The organism is Pseudomonadota bacterium (genome assembly GCA_037200975.1).
GTDB lineage: Bacteria > Pseudomonadota > Gammaproteobacteria > Steroidobacterales > Steroidobacteraceae > CADEED01.
Genome location: JBBCGI010000001.1, coordinates 932628 through 956815 on the forward strand (window position 1 = coordinate 932628; position 24188 = coordinate 956815).

25 protein-coding genes are annotated in these 24188 nt (G+C 65.7%); 19 read left to right on the forward strand and 6 right to left on the reverse strand.

Annotated features, from left to right (window positions below; translation table 11 throughout):
• Positions 1 to 21 precede the first annotated feature (21 nt).
• The 8 genes from lpxL to WDO72_04190 all read left to right on the forward strand — a co-directional run bounded on the left by lpxL (position 22) and on the right by WDO72_04190 (position 7680).
• Complete coding sequence (gene lpxL, locus WDO72_04155) at positions 22 to 939, forward strand: LpxL/LpxP family Kdo(2)-lipid IV(A) lauroyl/palmitoleoyl acyltransferase (protein ID MEJ0084845.1); 918 nt, start codon at positions 22 to 24, stop codon at positions 937 to 939.
• Positions 940 to 1077: 138 nt separating this feature from the next.
• The gene (locus tag WDO72_04160; GenBank protein ID MEJ0084846.1) at positions 1078 to 1458 is read left to right on the forward strand and encodes a hypothetical protein; all 381 of its coding nucleotides are present in this window, start codon (positions 1078 to 1080) and stop codon (positions 1456 to 1458) included.
• 38 nt (positions 1459 to 1496) lie between these two features.
• A complete protein-coding gene (locus WDO72_04165) occupies positions 1497 to 2693 on the forward strand; it encodes a molybdopterin molybdotransferase MoeA (GenBank protein MEJ0084847.1) in 1197 nt (398 codons plus the stop codon).
• A 64-nt stretch (positions 2694 to 2757) separates the two neighbouring features.
• On the forward strand, positions 2758 to 3753 hold the full coding sequence (gene moaA / locus WDO72_04170; protein ID MEJ0084848.1) for a GTP 3',8-cyclase MoaA: 996 nt from the start codon (positions 2758 to 2760) through the stop codon (positions 3751 to 3753).
• Positions 3754 to 3843: 90 nt separating this feature from the next.
• Entirely contained in the window at positions 3844 to 4359 is a 516-nt protein-coding gene (moaC, locus tag WDO72_04175) for a cyclic pyranopterin monophosphate synthase MoaC (GenBank protein ID MEJ0084849.1), read from the forward strand.
• Entirely contained in the window at positions 4356 to 5207 is an 852-nt protein-coding gene (locus WDO72_04180) for an NTP transferase domain-containing protein (GenBank protein ID MEJ0084850.1), read from the forward strand. The genes moaC and WDO72_04180 overlap by 4 nt, the downstream gene beginning before the upstream one ends.
• A complete protein-coding gene (locus WDO72_04185) occupies positions 5204 to 6763 on the forward strand; it encodes a ThiF family adenylyltransferase (protein MEJ0084851.1) in 1560 nt (519 codons plus the stop codon). Before WDO72_04180 ends, WDO72_04185 begins: the two co-directional genes overlap by 4 nt.
• 8 nt (positions 6764 to 6771) lie before the next feature.
• The gene (locus tag WDO72_04190; GenBank protein ID MEJ0084852.1) at positions 6772 to 7680 is read left to right on the forward strand and encodes a tetratricopeptide repeat protein; all 909 of its coding nucleotides are present in this window, start codon (positions 6772 to 6774) and stop codon (positions 7678 to 7680) included.
• Between the two features lie 51 nt (positions 7681 to 7731).
• Here WDO72_04190 and WDO72_04195 read toward each other — a convergent pair whose 3' ends face one another.
• Positions 7732 to 8973 carry a glutamate-5-semialdehyde dehydrogenase gene (locus WDO72_04195; GenBank protein MEJ0084853.1) on the reverse strand — a complete coding sequence of 414 codons (1242 nt, stop codon included), beginning with the start codon at positions 8971 to 8973 and terminating at the stop codon, positions 7732 to 7734.
• An 85-nt stretch (positions 8974 to 9058) separates the two neighbouring features.
• On the reverse strand, positions 9059 to 10237 hold the full coding sequence (gene proB / locus WDO72_04200) for a glutamate 5-kinase (protein MEJ0084854.1): 1179 nt from the start codon (positions 10235 to 10237) through the stop codon (positions 9059 to 9061).
• A gap of 49 nt (positions 10238 to 10286) precedes the next feature.
• Here proB and WDO72_04205 point away from each other — a divergent pair, with 49 nt between their 5' ends.
• The 11 genes from WDO72_04205 to WDO72_04255 all read left to right on the forward strand — a co-directional run bounded on the left by WDO72_04205 (position 10287) and on the right by WDO72_04255 (position 20678).
• Positions 10287 to 10613, forward strand: coding sequence for a DUF6763 family protein (locus WDO72_04205; GenBank protein ID MEJ0084855.1), 327 nt, complete (start codon positions 10287 to 10289; stop codon positions 10611 to 10613).
• Between the two features lie 18 nt (positions 10614 to 10631).
• The gene (mobB, locus tag WDO72_04210) at positions 10632 to 11117 is read left to right on the forward strand and encodes a molybdopterin-guanine dinucleotide biosynthesis protein B (GenBank protein ID MEJ0084856.1); all 486 of its coding nucleotides are present in this window, start codon (positions 10632 to 10634) and stop codon (positions 11115 to 11117) included.
• An 84-nt stretch (positions 11118 to 11201) separates the two neighbouring features.
• Entirely contained in the window at positions 11202 to 12083 is an 882-nt protein-coding gene (htpX, locus tag WDO72_04215) for a protease HtpX (GenBank protein ID MEJ0084857.1), read from the forward strand.
• A gap of 125 nt (positions 12084 to 12208) precedes the next feature.
• A complete protein-coding gene (locus WDO72_04220) occupies positions 12209 to 13189 on the forward strand; it encodes an acyl-CoA desaturase (protein MEJ0084858.1) in 981 nt (326 codons plus the stop codon).
• Positions 13190 to 13282: 93 nt separating this feature from the next.
• Entirely contained in the window at positions 13283 to 14581 is a 1299-nt protein-coding gene (locus WDO72_04225; GenBank protein ID MEJ0084859.1) for an FAD-dependent oxidoreductase, read from the forward strand.
• A gap of 3 nt (positions 14582 to 14584) precedes the next feature.
• On the forward strand, positions 14585 to 15370 hold the full coding sequence (locus WDO72_04230) for a DUF1365 domain-containing protein (GenBank protein ID MEJ0084860.1): 786 nt from the start codon (positions 14585 to 14587) through the stop codon (positions 15368 to 15370).
• A 46-nt stretch (positions 15371 to 15416) separates the two neighbouring features.
• A complete protein-coding gene (locus WDO72_04235) occupies positions 15417 to 16667 on the forward strand; it encodes a cyclopropane-fatty-acyl-phospholipid synthase family protein (protein MEJ0084861.1) in 1251 nt (416 codons plus the stop codon).
• A gap of 28 nt (positions 16668 to 16695) precedes the next feature.
• Entirely contained in the window at positions 16696 to 18129 is a 1434-nt protein-coding gene (locus WDO72_04240) for an FAD-binding oxidoreductase (protein ID MEJ0084862.1), read from the forward strand.
• 12 nt (positions 18130 to 18141) lie between these two features.
• Positions 18142 to 19242 carry an NAD(P)/FAD-dependent oxidoreductase gene (locus WDO72_04245; protein ID MEJ0084863.1) on the forward strand — a complete coding sequence of 367 codons (1101 nt, stop codon included), beginning with the start codon at positions 18142 to 18144 and terminating at the stop codon, positions 19240 to 19242.
• A 10-nt stretch (positions 19243 to 19252) separates the two neighbouring features.
• Positions 19253 to 20185, forward strand: a complete 933-nt coding sequence (locus WDO72_04250) for an alpha/beta hydrolase (GenBank protein MEJ0084864.1) — start codon at positions 19253 to 19255, stop codon at positions 20183 to 20185.
• 4 nt (positions 20186 to 20189) lie between these two features.
• Entirely contained in the window at positions 20190 to 20678 is a 489-nt protein-coding gene (locus WDO72_04255) for a DUF4112 domain-containing protein (protein ID MEJ0084865.1), read from the forward strand.
• On the opposite strand, the gene WDO72_04260 is transcribed toward WDO72_04255, so the two are convergent.
• The 4 genes from WDO72_04260 to WDO72_04275 form a co-directional block, all read right to left on the reverse strand.
• Positions 20675 to 21520 carry a CpcT/CpeT family chromophore lyase gene (locus tag WDO72_04260; GenBank protein MEJ0084866.1) on the reverse strand — a complete coding sequence of 282 codons (846 nt, stop codon included), beginning with the start codon at positions 21518 to 21520 and terminating at the stop codon, positions 20675 to 20677. The genes WDO72_04255 and WDO72_04260 overlap by 4 nt on opposite strands.
• A gap of 89 nt (positions 21521 to 21609) precedes the next feature.
• Positions 21610 to 22482: an acyl-CoA thioesterase II gene (gene tesB, locus WDO72_04265; protein ID MEJ0084867.1), complete on the reverse strand. Its 873-nt coding sequence runs from the start codon at positions 22480 to 22482 to the stop codon at positions 21610 to 21612.
• Positions 22483 to 22492: 10 nt separating this feature from the next.
• Entirely contained in the window at positions 22493 to 22948 is a 456-nt protein-coding gene (azu, locus tag WDO72_04270; protein ID MEJ0084868.1) for an azurin, read from the reverse strand.
• Positions 22949 to 22969: 21 nt separating this feature from the next.
• The gene (locus WDO72_04275) at positions 22970 to 24049 is read right to left on the reverse strand and encodes an NAD(P)/FAD-dependent oxidoreductase (GenBank protein MEJ0084869.1); all 1080 of its coding nucleotides are present in this window, start codon (positions 24047 to 24049) and stop codon (positions 22970 to 22972) included.
• Positions 24050 to 24188: the final 139 nt, after the last annotated feature.

The window sequence follows — 24188 nt, forward strand, 5'->3', positions numbered from 1 at the left end:
CGCGAGCAGACGGCCGCGTCCGTGAAAGCCGCCTTCCTGCATCCCAGGTACTGGCCGACCTGGCTCGGCCTCGGCATCCTGCGCGTGTTCGAGCCGTTGCCGCACGGCCTGCTCTATCTACTCGGCCGCGGTGTTGGGCGGTTCTTCTATCTGTTCCCCACCTCGTTCAAACGCATCGCCCGGCGCAACATCGAGTTGTGCCTGCCCGAGCTCGACGCCGCGACGAAACGGAAAATCCTGCGCGAACACTTCGCAGGCCTGGGAAACGCGTTGTTCGAAACCGCGATCAGCTGGTGGTCGTCGAACGAACGCATCCGCCACATCACGCTGATGACCGGCCTCGAGCACCTCAAGGCCGCCCAGGCCACCGGCCGCGGCGTGTTGCTGCTCTCCGCCCATTTCAATTCCATCGAGATCGGCTGCCGCGCCCTGGCGGCGCGTATGCCGCTCAACGTGATGTACCGCCCGACCAAGAACGAACTGATCGGCGAGTTCGTCCACTCGCGCCGTGCCGTGCAGACCCGGCGCGCCATTCCGCGCGATGACGTGCGTACGCTCATCAAGGCGCTCAAGGACGGCGACGTGGTCTGGTACGCGCCCGACCAGAGCTTTCGCAAGAAGGGCGCCGAGATGGTGAAGCTGTTCGGCATCCCCGCCGCCACCAACACCGCGACTTCCCGCATCGCCGGAATGACCCAAGCGCTGGTGCTGCCGTATTTCTTCGAGCGGCTGCCGGGCGGGGGTTATCGCGGCACGATCCACCCGCCGCTCGACAACTTCCCCACCGACGACCCGGTGGCCGACACAGAGCGCTTCAATCGCATCGTCGAGGCGGAAGTGCGGCGCGTGCCCGATCAATACCTGTGGATTCACCGGCGATTCAAGGGTTTGACGCCGGACTACCCGGACTACTACTCGGCCAAGCTGAACCGCAGCTGAAGCCGAAGCCTCATTAAGTCCTACGCCCGCGAGTCCTGCGATTCGGCGCGCATTTTCGAAACTGAAAGGCGAGACAGTCAGCTTGGAGCGCCTCTAAGATAGCGCCTCTCGCAAATTCATTACCCGGGGATTCGATTCATGAAGCACGTGTTCAATGCCCTCCTCCTGGTGGGAGCTCTCGCCGGCACACAAGCCTTTGCCGCCTGTGACTATCCGATCGCTCCCGGCAAGTTTCCGGACGGCACGCAGGCGACCAAGGAAGAGATGCTGACCGCCAAACATGCGGTCGAGAAGTACAACGCGGACATCGAGACCTATCTCACCTGCATCAAGTCGGAGTTCGACGCAAAGGTCGCCTCGCAGACGGATGCGACGGCGGATCAGAAGGCCGAGATGGAGCGCGTGCAGAGTCAGAAGCACAACGCCGCCGTCGAAGAAGTGACGGCCGTGGCGGCGCGCTTCAATGAACAGCTGCGCGCCTGGAAGGCGAAGAACCAGGCGGAGAAGAAGGCTTCCTGACGCCGGCTGTGCGCATGGCGTAACAAGGAGCCAGTCTCATGTTGACGCCTGCCCAGGCCGAGACTCTCATCGAGCAGCACCTCGCGTGCCTGCCGATCGAGTCCTTGCCGTTGACCCAGGCCGCTGGCGCCGTGCTCCGCGAGAACATCTACGCGGAGCGCGACCAGCCGCCGTTCGATCGCGTGGCCATGGATGGCATCGCATTGAACGCGTCTTCCATCACCGGCAACGGCGGGCGGCTACGCGTCGCGGGCACGCAGAACGCCGGCGATCCGCCGCAGTCGCTGGCCGATCCGGATTCCTGCATCGAGATCATGACCGGCGCGATGTTGCCCGCCGGTTGCGATGCCGTCGTGCCGGTCGAACAGGTGCAACGTAACGGCGCGTTCGCGGAGATCGGCCGCAAGCCGCTCTCGTCCTGGCAGAACGTGCACCGCCGCGGTTCGGACTGCCGGCAAGGCGCGCTGTTGCTGGCGGCCGGAACCCGGCTGTCGGCGCCCGAAGTCGCCATCGCGGCCGGCGCCGGCATGGCGCGCGTGCGCGTGAGCGCGCAGCCGATGATCGTGGTCATTTCCACCGGCAACGAACTCATCGAACCGGGCGAGTTGATCCAGCCGCACCAGGTGCGCCGCTCGAACGCGTATGGCATCACCGCGTCATTGCGGCAGCACGGCTTCACGCGCGTCTCCGACGATCACGTCCGCGACGACGAAGGCGAGCTCGAACAGCGCCTGACGTTTCATCTGCGCACCCACGACGTGTTGATCCTCTCGGGCGGCGTGTCGATGGGCAGGCTCGACCTGGTGCCGAAGGTGCTGGAGAAACTGGGCGTGTCGCTGGTGTTTCACCACGTGGCGCAGCGGCCGGGCAAACCGATGTGGTTCGGCGTCTCGCAAGCGGGGCCGGCGGTGTTCGCGTTGCCCGGCAATCCGGTCTCCACGCTGGTGTGCCTCGCGCGCTACGTGCTGCCGGCGTTGCGCACCGCGATGGGCCAGGCGCCGGCCGATCCGGCACGCATCGCGCTGACCGCGCCGGTGGACGTCAAGGCGCCGCTGGCGTTCTATCTACCGGTCAAGCTGCGCAGCGACGACTGGGGGCGTACTTCGGCGGAACCGGCGCCGACGAACGGCTCGGGCGATTTCACCGCGCTCGCCGGCACCGATGGCTTCGTCGAACTACCGCCCGGACCGAACACCTATCCGAAGGGATTCGTGGCGCGTTTTTACCGTTGGTAGCTGCGTGGACGCGCGCGAGAACGTGATTCCCCTGGTGAACGGCGCACGACCGCCGGTCGACACTATGCGCCGCCCGATCCACGATCTGCGTATCTCGGTGATGGACCGTTGCAATTTCCGCTGCCCGTATTGCATGCCGCGCGAGACGTTTCACGAGTCGTACCGTTTCCTCAAATCCACCGAACGGCTCGACTTTGCGGAAATCCTCAGGCTCGCGCGCGTGTTCGCGCGCGCGGGCGTGAAGAAACTGCGGATCACGGGCGGTGAACCGCTGCTGCGGCCGAATCTTCCCGATCTGATCGGCGACCTGACCTCGCTCGCCGGCATCGAGGACATCGCGCTCACGACCAATGGTGTCTTGCTGCCGAAGTACGCCACCGAGCTGAAGGCTGCCGGGCTCAACCGGATTACCGTGAGTCTCGACACGCTCGACCCGGAGGTGTTCGCGCGCATGAGCGGCGGGTTCGGTGGCGTCGCCGAAGTGCTCGAAGGCATCGAACACGCGCGCCGCGCAGGGCTCGGGCCGATCAAGGTGAACACCGTCGTGCAACGGGGCGTGAACGATCACACGCTGCTCGATCTCGTCGAACACTTTCGCGGCACGGGGGTCATCGTGCGCTTCATCGAATACATGGACGTCGGCACGCGTAATCACTGGAACCCGGCGCTGGTGGTGCCGTCGCGCGAACTGGCGGCGCGTATCCACGCGCGCTGGCCGATCGCGCCGCGCGATCGCAACTACCGCGGCGAAGTCGCCGAGCGGCACGTATTCGAGGACGGCGCGGGCGAAATCGGCTTCATCTCCTCGGTGTCCCAGCCGTTCTGCGGCGACTGCTCGCGCGCGCGCATCTCGTCCGACGGGTCGTTCTATACGTGCCTGTTCGCCACCCAGGGCGTGGATCTGCGCGGCCCGCTGCGCGCGGGCGCGACGGATGACGAAATACACGAACTGATCCGCGGCGTGTGGACCGGCCGCCGCGACCGGTACAGCGAGCTGCGCGCCTCGATGCGCGACGCCGCGGCCCTGCACAAGATAGAAATGAACTACATCGGCGGCTGAGTAAAAGGGGACATGCCTATTTATTGACCGCGCGCACCGCAGGCAGGCAGGTACCATTCGATAAATAGGCATGTCCCCTTTTAATCCCCCATGTCCAAACTTACGCATCTCGACGCAAAGAACCGGCCCACGATGGTCGATGTCGGAGCCAAGGCCGCCACGCACCGCGAAGCCAGCGCCGAGGCGGTAGTCAAACTACCGCAGGCGGTCGCGCGTGAGCTCGCGAAGACCGGGCATCGCACGAAGAAGGGTCCAGTGTTCGACACGGCCATCGTCGCCGGCGTCATGGCCGCCAAACGCACGCACGAGATCATCCCGTTCTGCCATCCGCTCGCGCTCGAGCGCTGCTCGATCGACATCGCGGACGGGCCGCGCGGCACCATCCGCATCGTCTGCAACGTCGCCGTGAATCACAAGACCGGCGTCGAGATGGAAGCGCTCATGGGCGCCACCGCCGCCGCGCTCACGATCTACGACATGTGCAAGGCGCTGTCGCACGACATCGAGATCGGCCCGGTGCGGCTGCTGCGCAAGACCGGCGGCAAGCGCGACTTCGCGCGCGCGCCGGCGCCCCGCAAGCGCGCCAGCCGCAAAGCCCGCGCATGAGCCCGCTCGCGCCGCTGCAGGGTCTGGTACTGGCGGGCGGCCGCAGCACGCGCATGCAGCGCGACAAGGCAGCGCTCGAATACCGGCCCGGTCAGACGCAGCTCGACGCCGCGATGCAGCTGCTGGAAGGACGCGTCGCGCGCGCCTTCGTCTCCGTGCGCACCGAGCAACGCGCGGACGGCGCCCGCGCCCGCCATCCGCAGATCGTGGATCGCGGCGGCGTGGAAGGCCCCATCGCCGGCATCAGCGCTGCGCTGGCGGAATACCCGGACGCCGCCTGGCTGGTGCTGGCCTGCGACCTGCCCTATCTCGATGCGCGCACGCTCGACAAGTTAGTCGCCGCGCGCCGCGCCGGCCTGGTCGCCATCGCCTACAAGTCGAGCCACGACGGCCTGCCCGAGCCGCTGTGCACCATCTACGAACCCGCGGCGCGCCCACTGCTCGAGGCGCATATCGCCGCCGGCAAGAACTGCCCGCGCAAATTCCTCATCAACACGCCCGCGGTCGAACTGCTCGAGCAACCGGATGCGCGCGCGCTCGACAACGTCAATACCGTGGAAGAGTATGGTCGCGCCATGACCGACCTGAATGACGCCCGCGCGCCCGCGCGTCAGATCCGCGTGCAGTACTACGCGTTGTTGCGCGAACAGGCGGGCCGCAGCGACGAGACGCTGACCACGCGCTCGCGCACGCCGCGCGAGTTGTACGCGGAGCTCGGCACGCGTTATCCATTTACGTTGCCGGCCGAGATGCTGCGCGTCGCGATCAACGCGGAATTCGGCGACTGGTCGCAGGCCTTGAATTCCGGTGACGCGGTCGTGTTCATTCCACCGGTGGCGGGCGGATGAGCGCCTTCCGCTTCAGCACCGTGGCGCTCGATACCGCGGCGCTGCAACGCGAAGTACGCGACGAAAGCTGCGGTGGCTTCGCGTCCTTCGAGGGCTGGGTACGAAATCACAACGAAGGCCACGCGGTGACACGCCTCGAATACGAGGCGTTCGCCGAACTGGCCGAGAAAGAAGGCGCGCGCATCGTCGCGGCGGCCGTCGAGAAGTTTGGCGTGACGCGCGCGGCATGTGTGCACCGCGTGGGTACGCTGGCGATCGGCGACGTCGCCGTGTGGGTGGGCGCGAGCGCCGCGCACCGCGACGAAGCGTTTCGCGCCTGCCGATTCATCATCGACGAAGTCAAACACCGCCTGCCGATCTGGAAGAAGGAAACCTACGTCAACGGCGATTCCGGCTGGGTGAATTGCGAGCGTTGCGCGACACCCGGCGCGCATGAACCGCATCACGAACACCCGGACGAGCACCGGCATTTGCACGGGCACGACGGCGCCGTGACGCCCGCGCCTGACTACTCGCGCCAGATCGCCCTGCGCGAGGTGGGCCCGGCCGGACAGGCGCGGCTGCGATCCGCCTCGGTGCTGGTCGTTGGCGCGGGCGGTCTGGGCGTGCCGGTGCTGCAATATCTCGCCGGCGCGGGAATCGGCCGGCTCGGCATCGTCGACGGCGATCGTCTCGAGCCCTCGAACCTGCACCGCCAGACCTGGTACGCACTGGCCGATTGCGGGCAGGAAAAATCCACGCTCGCTACCGCGCGCGTGCGCGCGCTCAATCCGGATGTGCGAGTCGAATCCCATGCGTTGCGCCTCGATGCGGGCAACGCCGGACGGTTGAGCGCCGGCTTCGATCTCATCCTCGACTGCAGCGACAATTTCAGCACCAAGTTCCTGCTCAACGATCTGGCACTGCGCACCGGCACGCCGGTGTTGTTCGCCAGCGTCTATCAATACGAAGGCCAGCTGCAGATGGTGCGCGGCGATGACGCCTCGCCCTGCCTGCGTTGCGTGTGGCCGGAAGCCACGCGCGATGGCCTGGTCGGCAATTGTTCGGAGGCCGGAGTGCTGGGACCCGTGCCCGGCGTGTTCGGCAGTCTGCAGGCGCTCGAGGCGCTCAAATTTCTGCTGGGGCTGCCCGGGCTTACGCCTGGCGAGATGCTGATATTCGATCTGGTCACGCTGAGCACGCAGCGGTTGCGCGCCCGGCGCGCGGTGGATTGTGTCGCGCACCGCGATGCGAAAGCGCCCGTGGAGGCGCCCGCGGCCGATCTCGAAATGCAGTTCGCGTCGTTGGCGCAAGCGCAGGCCGCGGGCTTCCAGCTCGTCGACGTGCGCGATTCGCGCGAACTCGACGCCGAGCCGCTGCCCGCGCAGCCGTCGCTGCACCTGCCGACCGCCAAACTACTGACCGGCGCCGCCGCGCTGAACCTCGACGGGCGTTATCTGCTGGTATGCGCGACCGGCAAACGCAGCATGGCGGCCGCCGACCTGTTGCGTTCGCAGGGTTTTCGCGAATGCCGTTCGTTGCGCGGCGGCCTCAGGGCGCTGAAAGCTTCCGTTTGAAGCGCGCGTTGATCCTTACCCTGGCGATTCTCGCGCTGCTGCCGCATGTGGCGCGGGCGCAGGACGATAAATCCGCGCATCCGCTGCTGCAGTTGGCGCGCGAACGCGTGCTGAAGGGCGGCGTGCAACGCGGGGCTCCCGGTGTGTCGGGGGTGCGCGAGGCGGAGCATCAGCTTGCACAGGCGAAAGCGCCTCCCGACGAACAATGCGCCGGCAGTCTCGGCGCGACGGCGTTTGCGGATCTCCACGGGGAAGTCGCTGCGGCGCGCAGTGGTGAGGGCGACTTCGCGGGTGCCGCGGCCGCGTATCGCAGCGCGCACGCCTGTCGCCCACGCGACGCCAACATCCTCGCGGCGCTGGCCGGTGTGTTGTTCGACGCGCGGGACTACGCGGGTGCCCGCGAGGCGATCAACGCCTCTCTCGTGATCGACGCGCGAGTCATCAGCACGAACCGGATCGCCGGCAACATCGATTTCGTCGCGGAACGCTGGGCCGACGCCATCGGTCGCTTTCATTACGTCGCGAGCGGCGACATCGATCGCACGATGGCGGGGTACGGCCAGCTCATGTACTGGCTGGCGCAGGCGCGCGCCGGCATGGCCAAGCCGCAATTCGTGACGCGTACGCCGGGAACCGGGTGGCCGCAGCCGTTGCTGCTGTACATGAGCGGTGAATTCACCGAAGCGGAGTTGCTCGTACCGATCGAAGACGGCGACCGCGCCGGAAACGAACAGCCCAATACGAGCACGGATGAAAGGTTGTGCGAGGCACTTTTCTATGTCGGCGAGGCTTACTGGGCCCGCGGCGAACCTACGGTAGCGCGCGACTATTTCGCGGCGCTGGTGAATCTCAAGGTGCTCTATTTCCTGGAGCACGGCCTCGCGCTCGCAGAGATCGCCAAGCTGCGCTCCCGGTAAAAGGGGACATGCCTATTTTTCGGCCGTGCCGAAAAATAGGCATGTCCCCTTTTACGGTCGGAGCTGCCCGTTGCCGCGGACGACGTATTTGTACGACGTGAGCTGCTCCACGCCTACCGGCCCGCGCGCATGAAAGCGGTCGGTGGAGATGCCGATCTCAGCGCCCATGCCGAATTCCCCCCCGTCTGCGAACTGCGTCGACGCGTTGTGCAGCACGATGGCGCTATCTACCCGATCGAGGAAACGCTGCGCGGTGGCCGCGTTCGCGGTCACGATGCTGTCTGTGTGCGCCGAACCGTACTTGGCGATGTGTTCGATCGCGGCATCGACGCCATCCACCACGCGCGCGGCGATGATCGCGTCGAGATACTCGGTGTACCAATCCTGCTCGGTGGCGGCCTTGACGCGCGCGTCCACCTGCTGCACGGCCGCATCGCCGCGCACTTCGCAGCCGGCATCGAGCAGATCCTTCACCACCGGCGCGAGATGCGTCGCGGCGCAGGCGGCGTCGACCAGCAAGGTCTCGGCCGAACCGCAGACGCCGGTGCGCCGCAGCTTGGCGTTCTTGACGATGGACCGCGCCATCGCGAGATCCGCATCACGATCGACATACACGTGGCATACGCCTTCGAGATGCCCGATCACCGGCACCCGCGCCTCTTCCTGCACGCGCGCCACGAGGCTCTTGCCGCCGCGCGGCACGACCACGTCGATGTATTCGGTCATCGAAGACAGCAGATAACCGACGGCGGCGCGATCAGTCGTCGGCACGAGCTGGATGCTCGCCGCCGGCATTCCGGCCGCCTCCAGTCCTTCCACCAGGCAGGCATGAATCGCGCGGCTCGAAAACACGCTCTCGGAGCCACCGCGCAGGATGGCCGCATTACCAGACTTCAGGCACAACGCGCCGGCATCGCAGGTCACGTTGGGCCGGCTCTCGTAGATGATGCCGATCACGCCGAGCGGCACGCGCACGCGCGCGATGTCGAGCCCGTTGGGCCGCGTCCATTGCGCGATGGTCGCGCCCACCGGATCGGCCAGCGCGGCGATCTCTTCCACACCGCGCGCCATGCCCTCCACGCCTTTCTCGTTGAGCGCCAGCCGATCGAGCATGGCCCCAGACAGGCCCTTGGCGCGTGCAGCGTCCATGTCGAGCGCATTCGCGGCCAGCAGCGCCACCCGATTGGCGCGCAGCGCCGCGGCGATCTTCGCCAGCGCCAGATTCTTGGTGGCCGTACTCGCCAGCGCCAACACCGCGGCAGCCGCGACGGCCTCCCGCCCGAGCCGGTTCATGACGGCGGCGATGTCGGCCGGATTCTGGGCGGTTGGCAGTGGCTGATCGACGGCGGCGTTCACGGAATAGTCCTCAATCTGTCATTCAGACGGCGGCGAGCTCAGCCCGCATGATCACGAGATCGTCACGATGGATCATCTCGTCGCGGCCGCGAAACCCGAGCAGCGCTTCGATGTCCGCGCTGCGTTTGCCGATGATGCGCGCGGCATCGCGATCGTTGTAGGCGATCATACCGCGCGCGATTTCCACACCGGCCCGGTCGAGCACGCTCACGGTATCGCCGCGCGCGAAACGCCCGCTCACCGCCACCACCCCGGCAGGCAGCAGGCTCTTGCCGGAACGCAGCGCCTGCATTGCACCAGCGTCGATGGTTATGGCGCCATGGGGCTTGAGCGCGCCCGCAATCCACTGCTTGCGGGCATTCTCCGGATTCGAAGACGGCAGGAACCAGCTGCAGTCGGCGCCCTCCTCGAGGCGCGCCACCGGGTGCAACGGGGCTCCCGCGGTGATCGCCATGGCGCAGCCGGCCGCGGTAGCGATCCTGGCGGCGGCGATCTTCGTAGTCATGCCGCCGGATCCGACGGCCGACGCCGACCCGCCGCCCATCGCCTCGATTTCCGGTGTGATCTCGCGAATCTCCGGGATGAGGCGGGCCGCCGGATCGAGATTCGGATCTGCGGTGTACAGGCCGGACACGTCCGACAACAGCAGCAGGCAGTCCGCGCTCGTCATCTGCGCGACACGCGCCGCGAGCCGATCGTTGTCGCCGTAGCGGATCTCGGTGGTAGCCACGGTGTCGTTTTCGTTGATGACGGGCAATGCACCCAGTTCGAGCAGCTCGGACAACGTGGCGCGCGCGTTGAGATAGCGGCGCCGGCGCTCGCTGTCTTCGAGCGTCAACAAAACCTGGGCTACCGTGACACCCGCCGCGGCGAACAGCTCCTTATAGATGTGTGCCAATGCAATCTGACCCACCGCCGCGGCAGCCTGGCTCTGCTCGAGCTTGAGCGGCCCGCCCGGAAGTTTCAGTTCGCGTCTTCCAAGTGCAATGGCGCCGGAGGACACGAGCACCACCTCCTGCTTGCGCGCGCGCAAGCGCAGCAGGTCGTCGACCAGCGTTTCGAGCCAGGGGCGGTTGACCTGTCCGCTCGACTGATCGACCAGGAGCGCCGAACCGACCTTGACCACGATCCGGCGTGCGCGAGTTAGAGGCGATGCATTCACGAGACGCCCGATCTTACGCAATACGCACCGTTGCCGCATTCGCAAGCAGCCCCTAAACTCTCCGCCCTCCATTAAGAGGCATCGTCTTGTGAGCAGAGAATACGCACCGACCCCCGGCAAGTGGTACGAGAACAAAGAGGAAGAAGAAACCTTCCGCGTCTTGTCCGTGGACGAAGACGATGAGCTCGTGGAGATCGAATACGTCGACGGCGAGATCGAGGAACTCGATCTCGACACCTGGCACGAACTCGACCTCGAACTGACCGAGGAGCCGGAAGGCTGGGCGGATTCGCAGGAAGAAGACGACGACGAAGAGGACGACGACTTCGATGACGACGAAGATGAAGATGAAGACGACGATGATGACGACGACGACGATGACCTCGACGAGGACGAAGAGGCCAGCGACTATTGATTAGTTAGCAGGAGCCGCATGCGTGTCGTGGCCATCGTTGGGCATCAGGGCAGCGGCAAGACCACGCTGATCGAAAAGCTGATTCCCGCGCTCAAGAGCCGCGGGTTGAGCGTGTCGACCGTCAAACACACGCATCACCACCAGATCGAACTCGACACCCCCGGCAAAGATAGCCACCGGCATCGCAGCGCCGGTGCCGCCGAGGTCATCGTGGCCTCGGACTCCGGCTGGGCGCGCATCGCCTCCTCGCCCGAACCCGCCAGCCTTCCCATCCTGCTCGGCCAGCTGCGCCCGGTCGACGTCGTACTGGTCGAGGGCTTCAAGCAACTCGAATGGCTCAAGCGGGTCGAAGTATTTCGTGGCCCGGGAGAGCCGCTGGCGCTGCGCGACCCGGGCATCGCGGCGGTGGCCGTGCCTCCCGGCGTCCCGCTGGCCGGGTACGGCGGGATCAAGCTGCCGCTGGACGACATCCCGGCGATACTGGAGTTCGTGCTAAAGACCTGATTTTGCCAGTTGATTGCTGCGCCATTGAATTCGCCACGCGCGGCGCCAGAATTGCCGCACCTCTCACCGGAGCCTGCCCAGAAAATGAAACGCATCATCCTGCTCATCGCCACCAACGTCGCCATCATGGTGGTCCTGTCCATCGTGGTATCGGTGTTCGGCTTCGACCAATACCTCACGAAGGAAGGCCTGAACCTGCAGGCATTGCTGGCGTTCTCGGCCGTGCTGGGCTTCGGCGGCGCGTTCATCTCGTTGCTGATCTCCAAGTGGATGGCCAAGGCCGCGATGGGCGTGAAAGTCATCACGCAGCCGCGCAACGAAACCGAACAGTGGCTGGTGAACACGGTGCGTTCGCAGGCGCAGACGGCCGGCATCGGCATGCCCGAGGTCGGCATCTTCGATTCGCCGGATCCGAATGCTTTCGCCACCGGCGCGAACAAGAACAATGCGCTGGTCGCTGTCAGCACGGGCCTGCTCAACAACATGCGCCGCCCGGAAGTCGAAGCGGTGCTCGGCCATGAAATCAGCCACGTCGCCAATGGCGACATGGTGACGCTGACGCTGATCCAGGGCGTCATGAACACCTTCGTGTTCTTCCTGGCGCGGGTCATCGGGTTCGTGGTCGACCGCGTCATCCTCAAGAACGAGCGCGGCGCCGGGATCGGTTACATGTTCACGGTGATCATCGCGCAGGTGGTGCTCGGCATCCTGGCCGGCATGATCGTCGCCTGGTTCTCGCGCAAGCGTGAGTTCCGCGCGGACGCCGGTGGCGCGCACCTGGCGGGCACGAACTCCATGATCGGCGCCCTGGAGGCGCTCAAGCGGGCCACCCAGGCTCCGACGGCGCTGCCGGAGAAGATGCAGGCCTTCGGCATCCGCAGCGGCCCGACGGTGGGCTGGAAGCGGCTGTTCATGAGCCACCCGCCGCTCGAAGAGCGAATTGCGGCACTGAATAACGCCCGCTAACTGCCAAGCAATTCAAGGTATGCGCCGGCTGGAATCCGCCAAGATTCCACCCGGCGCTTTTGCCATAACGGCCCGCATCCGCTAAAACGCACGGGCCGTATTGCTCCCAGGAATCCGCAACACGCATGAACGCTGAAACTCACAGCATGGGTAATCCGCTTGCCCGCCTCGGGCGCGCGGTGCTGCACTGGTTCGACACGGGCCGCTCGTCGAGCTTCGATGCCCCCGATCACCCGGCCGCCGACCGCATCGACTGGGTGCGTACCTTGCCGTTCATCCTCATGCACGCGGCGTGTCTCCTCGCCTTCGTGGTCGGCGTCAGCCCCGTCGCTATTGCCGTGTGCCTCGCGCTGTATTTCATCCGCATGTTCGCGATCACCGGCTTCTATCACCGCTACTTCTCGCACAAGTCTTTCAAGACTTCGCGCGTGGCGCAGTTCCTGTTCGGCGTGCTGGGCGCGTCGGCCGTGCAGCGCGGACCGATCTGGTGGGCGGCGCATCACCGCGATCACCACCAGTATTCCGACAAGAAAGAAGATGCACATTCGCCGATCCAGCACGGCTTCGTGCGCGCGCACATGAGCTGGTTCCTGTCGAAGAAGGGCTTCGCGCCGGATCTCAAGCGCGTACGCGACCTCATGAATTTTCCCGAGCTGCGCTGGCTCGACCGCTTCGACATCATCGTGCCGGTGCTGTTGGCGGTGGCGGTGTTCTTCCTCGGCGTCGCACTCGAGAAGTGGGCGCCGGGCCTGCACACCAACGGCTGGCAGATGCTGATCTGGGGCTTCTTCGTCTCGACGGTGCTCACCTCGCACGGCACCTACACCATCAATTCGCTGTCGCATGTGTTCGGCAAGCAGCGTTACAAGACCGGCGATTCGAGCCGCAACAACTGGTTCCTCGCGCTGCTCACGCTCGGCGAGGGCTGGCACAACAATCACCATCATTACCCGAGCGCCACCCGCCAGGGCTTCTACTGGTGGGAAATCGACATCACGTTCTACCTGCTCAAGGCGATGTCGTGGCTCGGGATCATCTGGGATCTGAAAGCGGTGCCGGTCGCGGTGCGCGATCACCATCCGCGCCGCATTTCGCCGGTGAAATAACGGCCAGCGGCGGCCGCGCGGGCCGCCGACGAGTGCATCCAGACCGGCAGAACTCCCGTATGTCAGGAGGAGTTCAGCAACCTCCGGTCCCACATGCGTATTGCCGTCATCGGTTCGGGCATCTCCGGCATGGTCGTCGCGTCGCGACTGCATCGTGACCATGACGTCACGGTCTTCGAGGCCGGTTCGCATATCGGCGGTCACACCCACACCCTCGACATCGACTGGCAGGGCCGGCGCTACGCCGTCGATACCGGGTTCATCGTCTTCAACGACTGGACGTATCCGCGTTTCATCGCGCTGTTGAACGAACTCGGCGTCGAGTACCGCAGCTCCAACATGAGCTTCGGCCTGCGCGACGAACGCACCGGGCTCGAATACAACGGGAGGTCGATCAATTCCCTCTTCGCCCAGCGTCGCAATGCGTTCTCCCCCGGGTTCCTGCGCATGATCGCGGACATCCTGCGTTTCAATCGCGCCAGCCGCGAATTGCTGGCAGGCACGGACGACACGCTCACTCTCGGGGAGTATCTGGCGCGCAACCGCTACTCGCGCGCGTTTTGCGAGCACTACATCGTGCCGATGGGCATGTCGATCTGGTCGGCAACGGAAAGCGCGATGTTGTCGTTTCCGGCGCGTTTCTTCGTCGAGTTCTTCGACCGGCACGGATTCCTGAACGTCGACGATCGCCCGGTGTGGCAGGCGATCAAGGGCGGCTCGCGCGAGTACATGACGAAACTCGCCGCGCCCTTCCGCCAACGTGTCCGCCTCAATACGCGGGTCACGCGTCTACGGCGCGACGCCGCCGGTGTGACGCTGAACACCACGGCCGGCGGGCCGGAGCGCTTCGATCATGTGTTCATCGCCTGTCACAGCGACCAGGCGTTGCGGCTGCTCGACGACGCCTCCGCGGCGGAACGCTCGATCCTCGCGGCATTCCCGTATCAGGAAAACGAAGCCGTGCTGCATACCGACGAAAGCCTGCTGCCGCGCACGCCGCTGGCGCGCGCCGCGTGGAATTTCCACCTGCTCGACGTGCGCGACAATCGCGCGCGCGACCGCGTCGCCCTGACCTACGACATGAACGTGTTGCAGTCGCTCGATGCGCCAGTGAAATTCCTGGTGACGCTGAATCGCAAGGCCGACATCGACCCGGCGAAGATTCTCGCAACCGTCACCTGCCATCATCCGGTCTATCTACCGGCCGGGGTGGCGGCGCAGAGGCGGCGCGGCGAGATCAGCGGCATCAACCGTACGTTTTACTGCGGGGCGTACTGGCGCCACGGCTTTCACGAAGACGGCGTGGTAAGCGCGGAGTGGGCGCTGGATGACCTCGCGCGCGCGATCCACGCCAACTCCGCCGCCCCACTCCAATTATTGAAGGCCGTCTGAACGATGCACAGCGCGCTGTACACGGGCTCGATCCAGCATCGCCGCTTCGGTCCGTCCCGCAATACCTTCCGCTACGCCTTGTTCATGAGTTACATCGACCTGGCAGAACTGCCGCGGCTGTTCGAGCGCCGCTGGTTCTGGTCGATGCGCCGGCCCGCGCTGGCGTGGTTCCGGCGCGCGGATTTTCTCGGGCCGGCCGACGTGCCGCTGGACACGGCCGTGCGCGACCTGGTGCACGAACGCACTGGCGCGAGGCCGCGCGGACCGATCCGGCTGCTGACTCACCTGCGCTTCTTCGGTCACAACTTCAACCCGGTGAGTTTCTATTACCTGTTCGATGCAGCGGACACGCGCGTGGAAACCATCGTCGCCGAGATCACCAACACGCCTTGGAAAGAACGCCATGCCTACGTGTTGCCCGTGGCCGGTGCCGCGCGCGCGGGTGGGCGCGCGTTCCGCTTCAGTTTCGGGAAGCAGTTTCACGTCTCGCCGTTCTTGCCCATGGACATGCGCTACGAGTGGACCTTCGGCGTGCCCGGCAGCGGTCTACACGTCCACATGAAGAACTGGCGCGACGGCGCGGCCCAGTTCGATGCCACGCTCAACCTGCGCCGCCAGGAAATGACCGCGGGTGCGATGGCGCGCGCCCTCATCCAGTTTCCGTTCATCACCGTACGGGTAGTGACGCTCATTCATTGGCAGGCCCTCAAGCTGCTGTGGAAGCGGACACCGTTCCATTTGCATCCTTCCAAACGCCCACTTCCGCAGGGAAAGGCGCAGCCGGGTTAACTCCACCATGAACACGGACTCGCCTCTCCTGCTGGACAGTTTCGAAATGCCTCGGCCCGTGCGCGCCTCGCTGCTGGCGCAGCTCGGCCGCAAACTGCTGCTCAAACAACTCGCATCGTTCGAACACGGCGAGCTGCGCGTCATCGAGCCGGATGGCACGGCGCACCTGTTCGGCAAACGCCGCGCCGGCTTCGACGCGGCCTGCACGCTGCACATCACCCATCCGCAGACCTTTGCCGACGCCGCGTTCGGGGGAACCGTGGGTGCGGGCGAGGCTTACATCCGCGGCCTGTGGCGCTGCGACGAAATGGTCGATCTGGTGCGCATCTTCGTCGCCAACCGCGACCAGATGAACCGCATGGATTCCCGCTGGGCGTTCGCGAGCCGTCCGCTGCTGCGGCTGTTCCACTGGGCAAATCGCAACAGCCGGAACGGCAGCGCGCGCAACATCGCCGCGCACTACGACCTGGGCAACGACCTCTACAAACTCATGCTCGACGAGACGATGGCGTATTCGTGCGGAATCTTCCCGCGTCCGGATGCGTCCCTGGTCGTCGCGTCCACGGCGAAATTCGAGGCGGTCTGCCGCAAGCTCGACCTCCAGGCCACCGACCATGTCGTCGAGATCGGCACCGGCTGGGGCGGCTTCGCCATCCACGCCGTCGAGCGGTACGGCTGCCGCGTGACGACCACGACGATCTCGCGCTCGCAATACGACTTCGCCGTGCAGAAGGTCCATTCGCTCGGCCTGTCGGACCGCATCACGGTGCTGTTGCAGGACTATCGCGACCTCGAAGGCCAGTATGACAAGCTCGTGTCGATCGAAATGGTCGAGGCGGTGGGCGCACGCTTCCTCGATGGCTACTTCGAACACTGCGCGCGGCTGGTGAAACCCGACGGGGCCATGCTGCTGCAGGCCATCACGATCCAGGACCAGTTCTACGAACAGGCGTTGAAGTCGGTCGACTACATCCAGCGCTACGTCTTTCCGGGCAGCTTCATCCCGTCGGTGGCGGCGCTGACGAAGTCGCTGGCCAGGGCCACCGACTTCAAGATCTTCCACCTCGAAGACATAGGGCCTCACTACGCCCGCACGCTGCGCCTGTGGCGCGAGCGGTTCTTCCGCAACCTCGGCAAGGTGCGCGAGCTCGGCTACAGCGACAGTTTCGTGCGGCTGTGGGAATACTACCTTTGCTACTGCGAGGGAGGATTCATGGAACGCCAGCTCGGCACGGTGCAGATGTTGTTGACCAAGCCCGGTTGCCGTCGCAAGCCGTTCACGGCTTCGGTGATCTGAGGCCCATCGCGCGCGTTATCATGCGCGCGTGAACGATCTTCACTCCATTCCGCGTCAGCTGGCCGAGCTCCTCGACCCGCCGGCCCTGCTGACCGACCCGGCGGTCATTGCGCCGATGCTGCGCGATCATCGCGCGTTGTACCGCGGCCACGCGGTGGCCGTGATCGCACCGGCCGATACCGCCGCGGTGGCGCGCGTGCTCGCCTGGTGCAACGAGCACAAGGTCGGAGTGGTGCCGCAGGGCGGCAACACCGGATATTGTGGCGGCGCGACTCCGGACGCCTCGAGCAGCCAGGTGCTGCTGTCGCTCGCGCGGCTCAACCGGGTACGCGCGCTCGACACGACTAACTACACGATGATTGCCGAGGCGGGCTGCATCCTCGCGAAACTGCAGGCTGCCGCGGCCGAAGCCGACCGTTACCTGCCGCTGTCGCTCGGCAGCGAGGGCAGCTGCATGCTGGGCGGCAATCTTTCCACCAACGCCGGCGGCCTCAACGTCATCCGCTACGGCATGGCGCGCGAACTCGTGCTCGGCCTTGAAGTCGTGCTGGCCGACGGCCGTGTCATGGACACACTGACCGGGCTGCGCAAGGACAACACCGGCTACGACGTGAAGTCGCTGTTCCTGGGCGCGGAAGGTTCGCTCGGCATCATCACGGCGGCCTGCCTCAAGCTCTATCCCGCGCTGCGCTCGTTCGCCACGGCGTTCGCGGCCGTGCGCGACCCCGATGCGGCGGTGTCCCTGTTAGGCGCGTTGCGCGCCGCCAGCGGCGATTGCGTGAGTTCCTTCGAGCTCATCCCGCGGATCGCGGTGGAGTTGACCGCGCGCCACATCCCGGGCGTCGTCGATCCGCTCCCCGCGCCCTCGCCCTGGTACGTGTTGTGCGAGCTGTCCTCGTCGCGCGCCAACGAACCGCTCGAAGCCCTGCTCGAAAAGGCGCTGGGCGAGGCGCACGAATCCGGCTGGGTGCTGGATGCCGCCCTGGCGCTCAACCAGCGAGACCGCGAAGCCTTCTGGCGCCTGCGTGAATCCATTCCCGAAGCGCAGCGCAAGGATGGCGCCAGCCTCAAGCACGACATCTCCGTGCCGGTCTCGCAGGTGCCGCGGTTCATCGCTACCGCCGGCGCGTGGGTCGAGCAGCATATTCCGCAGGGCGTGCTCGTCGCCTACGGACATCTCGGCGACGGCAACCTGCACTTCAACATCAATCAGCGGCCGGGCGCGCTCGTGGCGCAGCTGCAGGCCGTCGAAGTAAAGGCGAAACGCGCCATCCACGACCTGGTGCGCGACTTCGGCGGCAGTTTTTCCGCGGAACACGGCATCGGACAGCTGAAGGTGTTCGAGCTGGAGCGCTATGCCAATCCGGTGGAGCTCGACGTCATGCGCGCCATCAAGAAGGCGCTCGATGCGAACGGCATCATGAATCCGGGCAAGGTCCTCAAGCCTCCGCAAGGCCTCTGATACATTGCGTGCATGGCTGACCAGGTAGATTGTGTGGTCATTGGCGCGGGGGCCGTGGGGCTCGCCGTGGCGCGCGCGCTCGCATTGCAGGGGCGCGAGGTGCTGCTGCTCGAAGCCGAAGCGCATCCGGGCACGATTACTTCGGCGCGCAACAGCGGCGTCATCCACGCCGGCCTCTACTACGCACCGGGCAGTTTCAAGGCGCGGTTCTGCGTGGCGGGAAATCGCGTCATGTATCCGTACCTGGACGCGCGCGGCGTCGCGCACAACAACTGCGGCAAGCTCATCGTCGCGAATGGCGCCGAAGAAGAAAAAGTTCTCCAGCACCTGCTCGAACGCGCGCACGCCAACGACGTCGACGGAGTGCGGCTGATCTCGCAGGCGGAGGCGCTGAAGCTCGAGCCCGAGGTGCGCTGCAGTGCCGCGCTGTTGTGCCCGACCAGCGGCATCGTCGATCAACACGAATACATGCACGCGCTGCACGGCGATTTCGAGAACGCCGGCGGAACGCTGGTCGCCAATTGCCGCGTGGAGAGCCTCACTCGTACGGCACAGGGTTTTCTCGTGAAGACCGGCGGAGACAGCGCCACCGAACTCGAAGCGCGCTTTGTCGTGAACAGCGCCGGGCTCGACGCGGTGGCGTTGCTGGCGAAGATCGACGGCTACCCGCGCGATCGCATCCCGAAATTCCATCTCGCGCGCGGCAACTATTTCACCGTTGCGCATACCTCGCCGTTCCACCACCTGATTTATCCCGTGCCGCAGGCCGCGGGGCTCGGCATCCACGCCACGCTCGATCTCGGCAAACGCGTGCGTTTCGGGCCGGACGTCGAGTGGATAGATCACATCGACTACCACGTGAACGTCGCGCGCGGCGCGGTGTTCTACGACGCGATCCGCCGTTACTGGCCCAGGCTCGCCGACGGCGCGCTGGTGCCCGACTACACCGGCATTCGCCCCAAGCTGCATGGCCCCGGCGAACCGCAACCCGATTTCCGCATCGAGACGACGGCCGACCACGGCCTGCCGGGCCTCGTGAACCTGCTCGGCATCGAGAGCCCGGGATTCACGTCCTCGATGCCCATCGGTGACTACGTCGCCTCGTTCGCCTAGAGTCGCGCGTATGCGCAAAATCCTGCTCGCCTTCTTCGCCGTCTCGGCTGCCGTTTCGCTGTTTGCCTGCAGCAGGCAGCAACCGCCAACGCCCGCCGCCGCGCCTGCCGCGGAGGACAAATCCGGACCCAGCGAGGGCGCACCGCGTATCGCCATCGCGCCGGACGGCGTACACGTGCAATACCGCATGTACGGCAAGGGCGAACCCGCGCTGGTGTTCATCCATGGCTGGTCCTGCGATTCGAACTACTGGCGCGAACAGGTACCGCTGTTCAAGCAGAAGTACACGCTGGTCACCGTCGATCTCGCCGGCCACGGCGGCACCGACGGCAACCGCAGCGACTGGACGATGGCGCGCTTCGGCCAGGACGTGGCGACGGCGCTGGCGGCCGTGCCCAACCAGCAGCTCATCCTGGTCGGGCATTCCATGGGAGGCAATGTCGCGATCGAAGCCGCGCGCCTGCTCAAGGGCCGGGTCATCGGCATCATCGGCGTCGATACGTTCAAGTCGATCGGCGCGCCGCTGCCGACCAGGGCGCAGGTCGACGCCATCATCAAGCCGTTCGAGGCCGACTTCATCGGCAACACGCGCTCGATCGTCAGCGAGCACTTCTTCGCTGCGAATGCCGACCCGCAGCTCAAGCAGAAGATCGCCTACGACATGTCGCTGTCGCCGCCGCGGGTCGGCATCCCCGCGCTGCGCGCGATCCTGGAATACGACTTCGCCGAGCCGCTCAAGGACGTCTCCGTGCCCATCGTCGCGATCAACTCCGACCTGGGCGAGCCGGTGAACGAAGTGCGCATCCGCAAGCTGCTGCCGAAGTTCCGGCAGGTAATACTCGCCGGGGACGGGCATTTCCTCATGATGGAAGATCCGGCCCGTTTCAACCCGGCGCTCGAGAAGGAAGTCGAGGCCCTGCTCGGCAAACCCGCGGGTAGTTAGATAGATGGACGCCCGGAGCGAAGACGGCAGGCGTGGCCTCGAACGTCTGCGCATGCTCACGGTGTTGTTCGATCAGGCGTTCGGCATTCCCGGCACACGTTTCCGTTTCGGTCTCGACGCGCTGTTCGGCCTCGTGCCCGGCCTCGGCGACCTCGTCGGCGCGCTGGTGGCGGTCTATGCATTACACGTGGCACGGCGATTGCGCGCTCCGCCCGAGATTCAGGCGCACATGCTCAGCAATATCGCGCTGGATGCCCTGGTCGGCACGGTGCCGCTCGTCGGCGACATCTTCGATTTCGTGTTCAAGGCGCAGACGCGCAACCTGGCGCTGCTCGAAGGCTGGGTGAAGACTCCGCACCGGACCGCGAAACGCAGCAAGTGGGGGCTGATCCTGATTCCGGCCGCGATCATCCTGGTGTTCGCGACGCTCACCATCCTCGGAATCTGGATGCTGTTCATCCTGTTCCACTGGCTCTTCACGCTCGGTAGCTAGGAACCCTGCTCACCGGTCACGGGCACGACCGGCGCGCAGTCGATGGCCAGCCAGCCGATATCGATGCCGACCCGCGCGGCGTTGAGCGAAGTCCAGCTCGAGGCGATGGTTTCCCCCTCGCCGCGCGCGGCGGTCAACGTCATCACCAGCGATTCGCGCCCTTCCGACAGCGGCCAGTCCCGGCCATGCAGCTCGAGCTGCAGTTCGCGGCCATCCGGCGTGCGGAAACGCGCGCGGCCGCCCCGATCGTGCAACTCCACCGTGTCGATCGGCTTGCGTTTGCCAGCATGATCTTGCGCGGCCCAGGAAATGGCGCAGGAAAACAGGCGCGCCTCCTCCAGATCCACGTGCGGAAAGCCTGCGATTTCCTCGGTCAGCTCGTCGTTGCCGAGCGCCAGCTGCCGCTTGCGATACCAGAACAGACCATCGCCGATGACGACGCGATAGTCGAGCCAGCGCTTCTCGGCGGCGGCGGAACCCGGACAGCCGCGGCCGCGTGTACCGCCCCGAAACTGCCCGCCCTCGCGTTTCAGATACAGATCGCAGCCTGCGACCGATTCGACGTCGTCCGGCCCGAGCGCCGCGGAATTCCCGGAACCAGACTTGCGCGTGAACTGGCGCAAATGCAGCGTGCCGTCGGCGGCGATATCCGGCTGGATGGAGAGCAACACGCGACGGCGCAGCTCGAAGGGCTCGTCGTACGGAAATTCCTCGACGTACAACACGTGGGTACCGAGCCAGGGAAGCTGGATGCGCCGCACGTCGATCTGCACGCGCGTTTGTTCGGTCAGAGGCGCGAGCGGTGAATCCTGTGCCGCCCCGATGATGAGTTCCTCCGACATGTCGTACATGCCGGTCCAGAGCTCGGTCAGCGCATCGCGTTCATCGGCCGCGGCGCCCGCCGCGCCCGCAAGGGTCGCGGCGAATGAAATCAGGACTGCGGTTGCACGAGCCGTATGAGCCCCTCTTGCGCGGTGCTCGCCACGAGGACGCCCGAACGCGAATAGAGACTGCCGCGGGCGAAGCCGCGCGCGCCGGAACTGCTCGGGCTGTCGAGGCAATAGAGCAGCCAGTCGTCGACGCGCGCCGGGCGATGGAACCACAGGGCGTGGTCGATGCTGGCCATGATGAGGTTGCCGCGCAGGAACGAGGAGCCGTGCGGCATCGTGGTCGTGTCGAGCAGCCAGTAGTCGGACATGTACGCCAGCAGGCAGCGATGCAAAGCATCGTCATCGGGCAGCTGGTCCACCGCGCGCATCCAGATCTGCCGCACCGGTTCGCAGGCCACCGGGCGCAGCGGATTGTAGGTCTGCACCGGCCGGAATTCGAACGGCCGTTCGATCGCGAGCCAGCGCCGCAGCTTCTCCGGTAGTTTGTCGATCTCCGCCTGCGGCGGTTTGGCGAGCGCCTGCAGCTCTTCGGGCGGCGGCACCTGCGGCGCGCTCGCCTGGTACTCGAGGCCTTTCTCTTCGATCTGGAACGACGCCGAGCAGATGAAGATCTGCTCGCCGTCCTGGATGGCGAGCACGCGCCGCGTGGAAAAACTGCCGCCGTCGCGGCTGCGATCCACGCTGTAGACGATGGGTTTGGTGAAATCGCCGCGCCGCAGGAAATACGCGTGCAGCGAATGCACCTTGCGCGAGTCGTCGATGGTCGCACTCGCCGCCTTCAGCGCCTGCCCGAGCACCTGCCCGCCGAACACCTGCGGGCTGCCGGTGTCACGGCTCTGGCCACGGAACAGGTTGACCTCGAGCCGTTCGAGCTCGAATTGCTGCTGCAGGTCGGCGAGGCGCCTGTCCACTATCCGGCCGTGCTCAGCCGAACTTGAACGCGCCCTTCATGAGCGCCGAGTGGCCGGGGAAGGTGCAAAAGAAAGAGTACGCCTCGCCCTTCTTGAGCGCCGCGGTCGGGAACGTCACCACATCGGTCTGGCCACCGCCGATGATCTTGGTGTGCGCGATCACGCGCGCATCGCCCGGCTTGATGTGGTTCGCGGCGAAGCTCGCGCCCAGGCCGTCGTTCACGACACCCTGCATGTCGGCGGTCTTGGACAGCACCCAGTTGTGGCCCATGGCCTGCGCCGGCAGCTTGCCGGAGTGTTTCAGCGTGAGCTCGACCGAGGTGCAATCCGCGGCAACCGCGATTTCCTTCTTGTCGAACTGCATGGAATCGGTGCCCGTGATCTCGACCTTGCAGACCTTGTCGGCGCCGAACGCGCCGCCCGAAACGGCCAGCAGCGAGACGATGGCGAGTGAGCGAAGGACTTTCATGTGTGTCTCCTGGAGAAGTAGCTAGTGAGGAACGCCGAGGCGTTTCTGCATCACCGGGCTGGTGGTGGTGTATTGCAGGAACTGCTTCTTGGCGGGGTAAAGGTGATGCTGGATCGCGAAGGCGGCGAGCGCGGCCTCGTGAAAGCCCGACAGGATCAGTTTCTTCTTGCCGGGGTAGGTATTGATGTCGCCCACGGCAAAGATGCCGGGAACGCTGGTCTGGAATTTTTCGGTATCGACCTTGAGCGCCTTCTTCTCGAGCTCCATCCCCCATTCGGCGATGGGCCCGAGCTTGGGATGCAGGCCGAAGAACGCGAACACATGATCGGCATCGACGGCGTGCATCGTGCCGTCGTTGCCTTTCACGTTGATGCCGGTGAGCGTGTCGCCCGCGGCGATGACACTGTCGGCAAGTCCTTCGATGTATCTCACCTGGCCGGCTTCGACCAGCATGCGCATCTTCGCGACCGACGCCGGCGCACTGCGGAACTCCGCGCGGCGATGGATGTGCGTGACCTGTGCGGCCTTGCCGGCGAAGTCGACCACCCAGTCCAGCGCCGAATCGCCGCCGCCGAAGATCGCCAGTTTCTTGCCGTGATAACTCGCCGCGTCGCGCACGCGGTAATGGATGCTTTTGCCCTCGAACAGTTCCGCGTTCGGCACGCCGATACGCCGCGGCTGGAACGAACCCACGCCGCCGGCGATGACCACCGCGCCCGCATCGAAGCGCGTGCCGAGAATCGTCTCCACGTCGAACCGGCCGTCCTCGCGCTTCTTGAGCGAAACGACTTCCTGGCCCAGGTGCAGCGGCGCGTTGAACGGCGCGATCTGCTGCAGCAGCCGGTCGACCAGCTCCTGCGCGCCGCAGGTGGGTAGCGCCGGGATGTCGTAGATCGGCTTGTCGGGGTAGAGCTCGGTGCACTGGCCCCCGGGTGCGCCGAGCGAGTCGACCAGATGACAGGTGATGCCCAGCAGCCCGAGCTCGAACACCTGGAACAGCCCACAGGGACCGGCGCCAATGATCACGACTTCCGTGACGATGGGCGGCTTCGGAGAGATCTCGGACAAACTCGAATCCTTGCAGGCGCTGAGGGCGCGCAATCATAACGCAGCGAAGCTGAACCCCTCCTACATCGGCGGCGGTTCGGCGCCCGGGGGAGGCCTCCCGGGTCGGTCGAGGGGGTCAGCGCGGGCCGGCGCAGTACGGGCGGGTGGAGACCCAAGCCCAAGCCGTAATGCG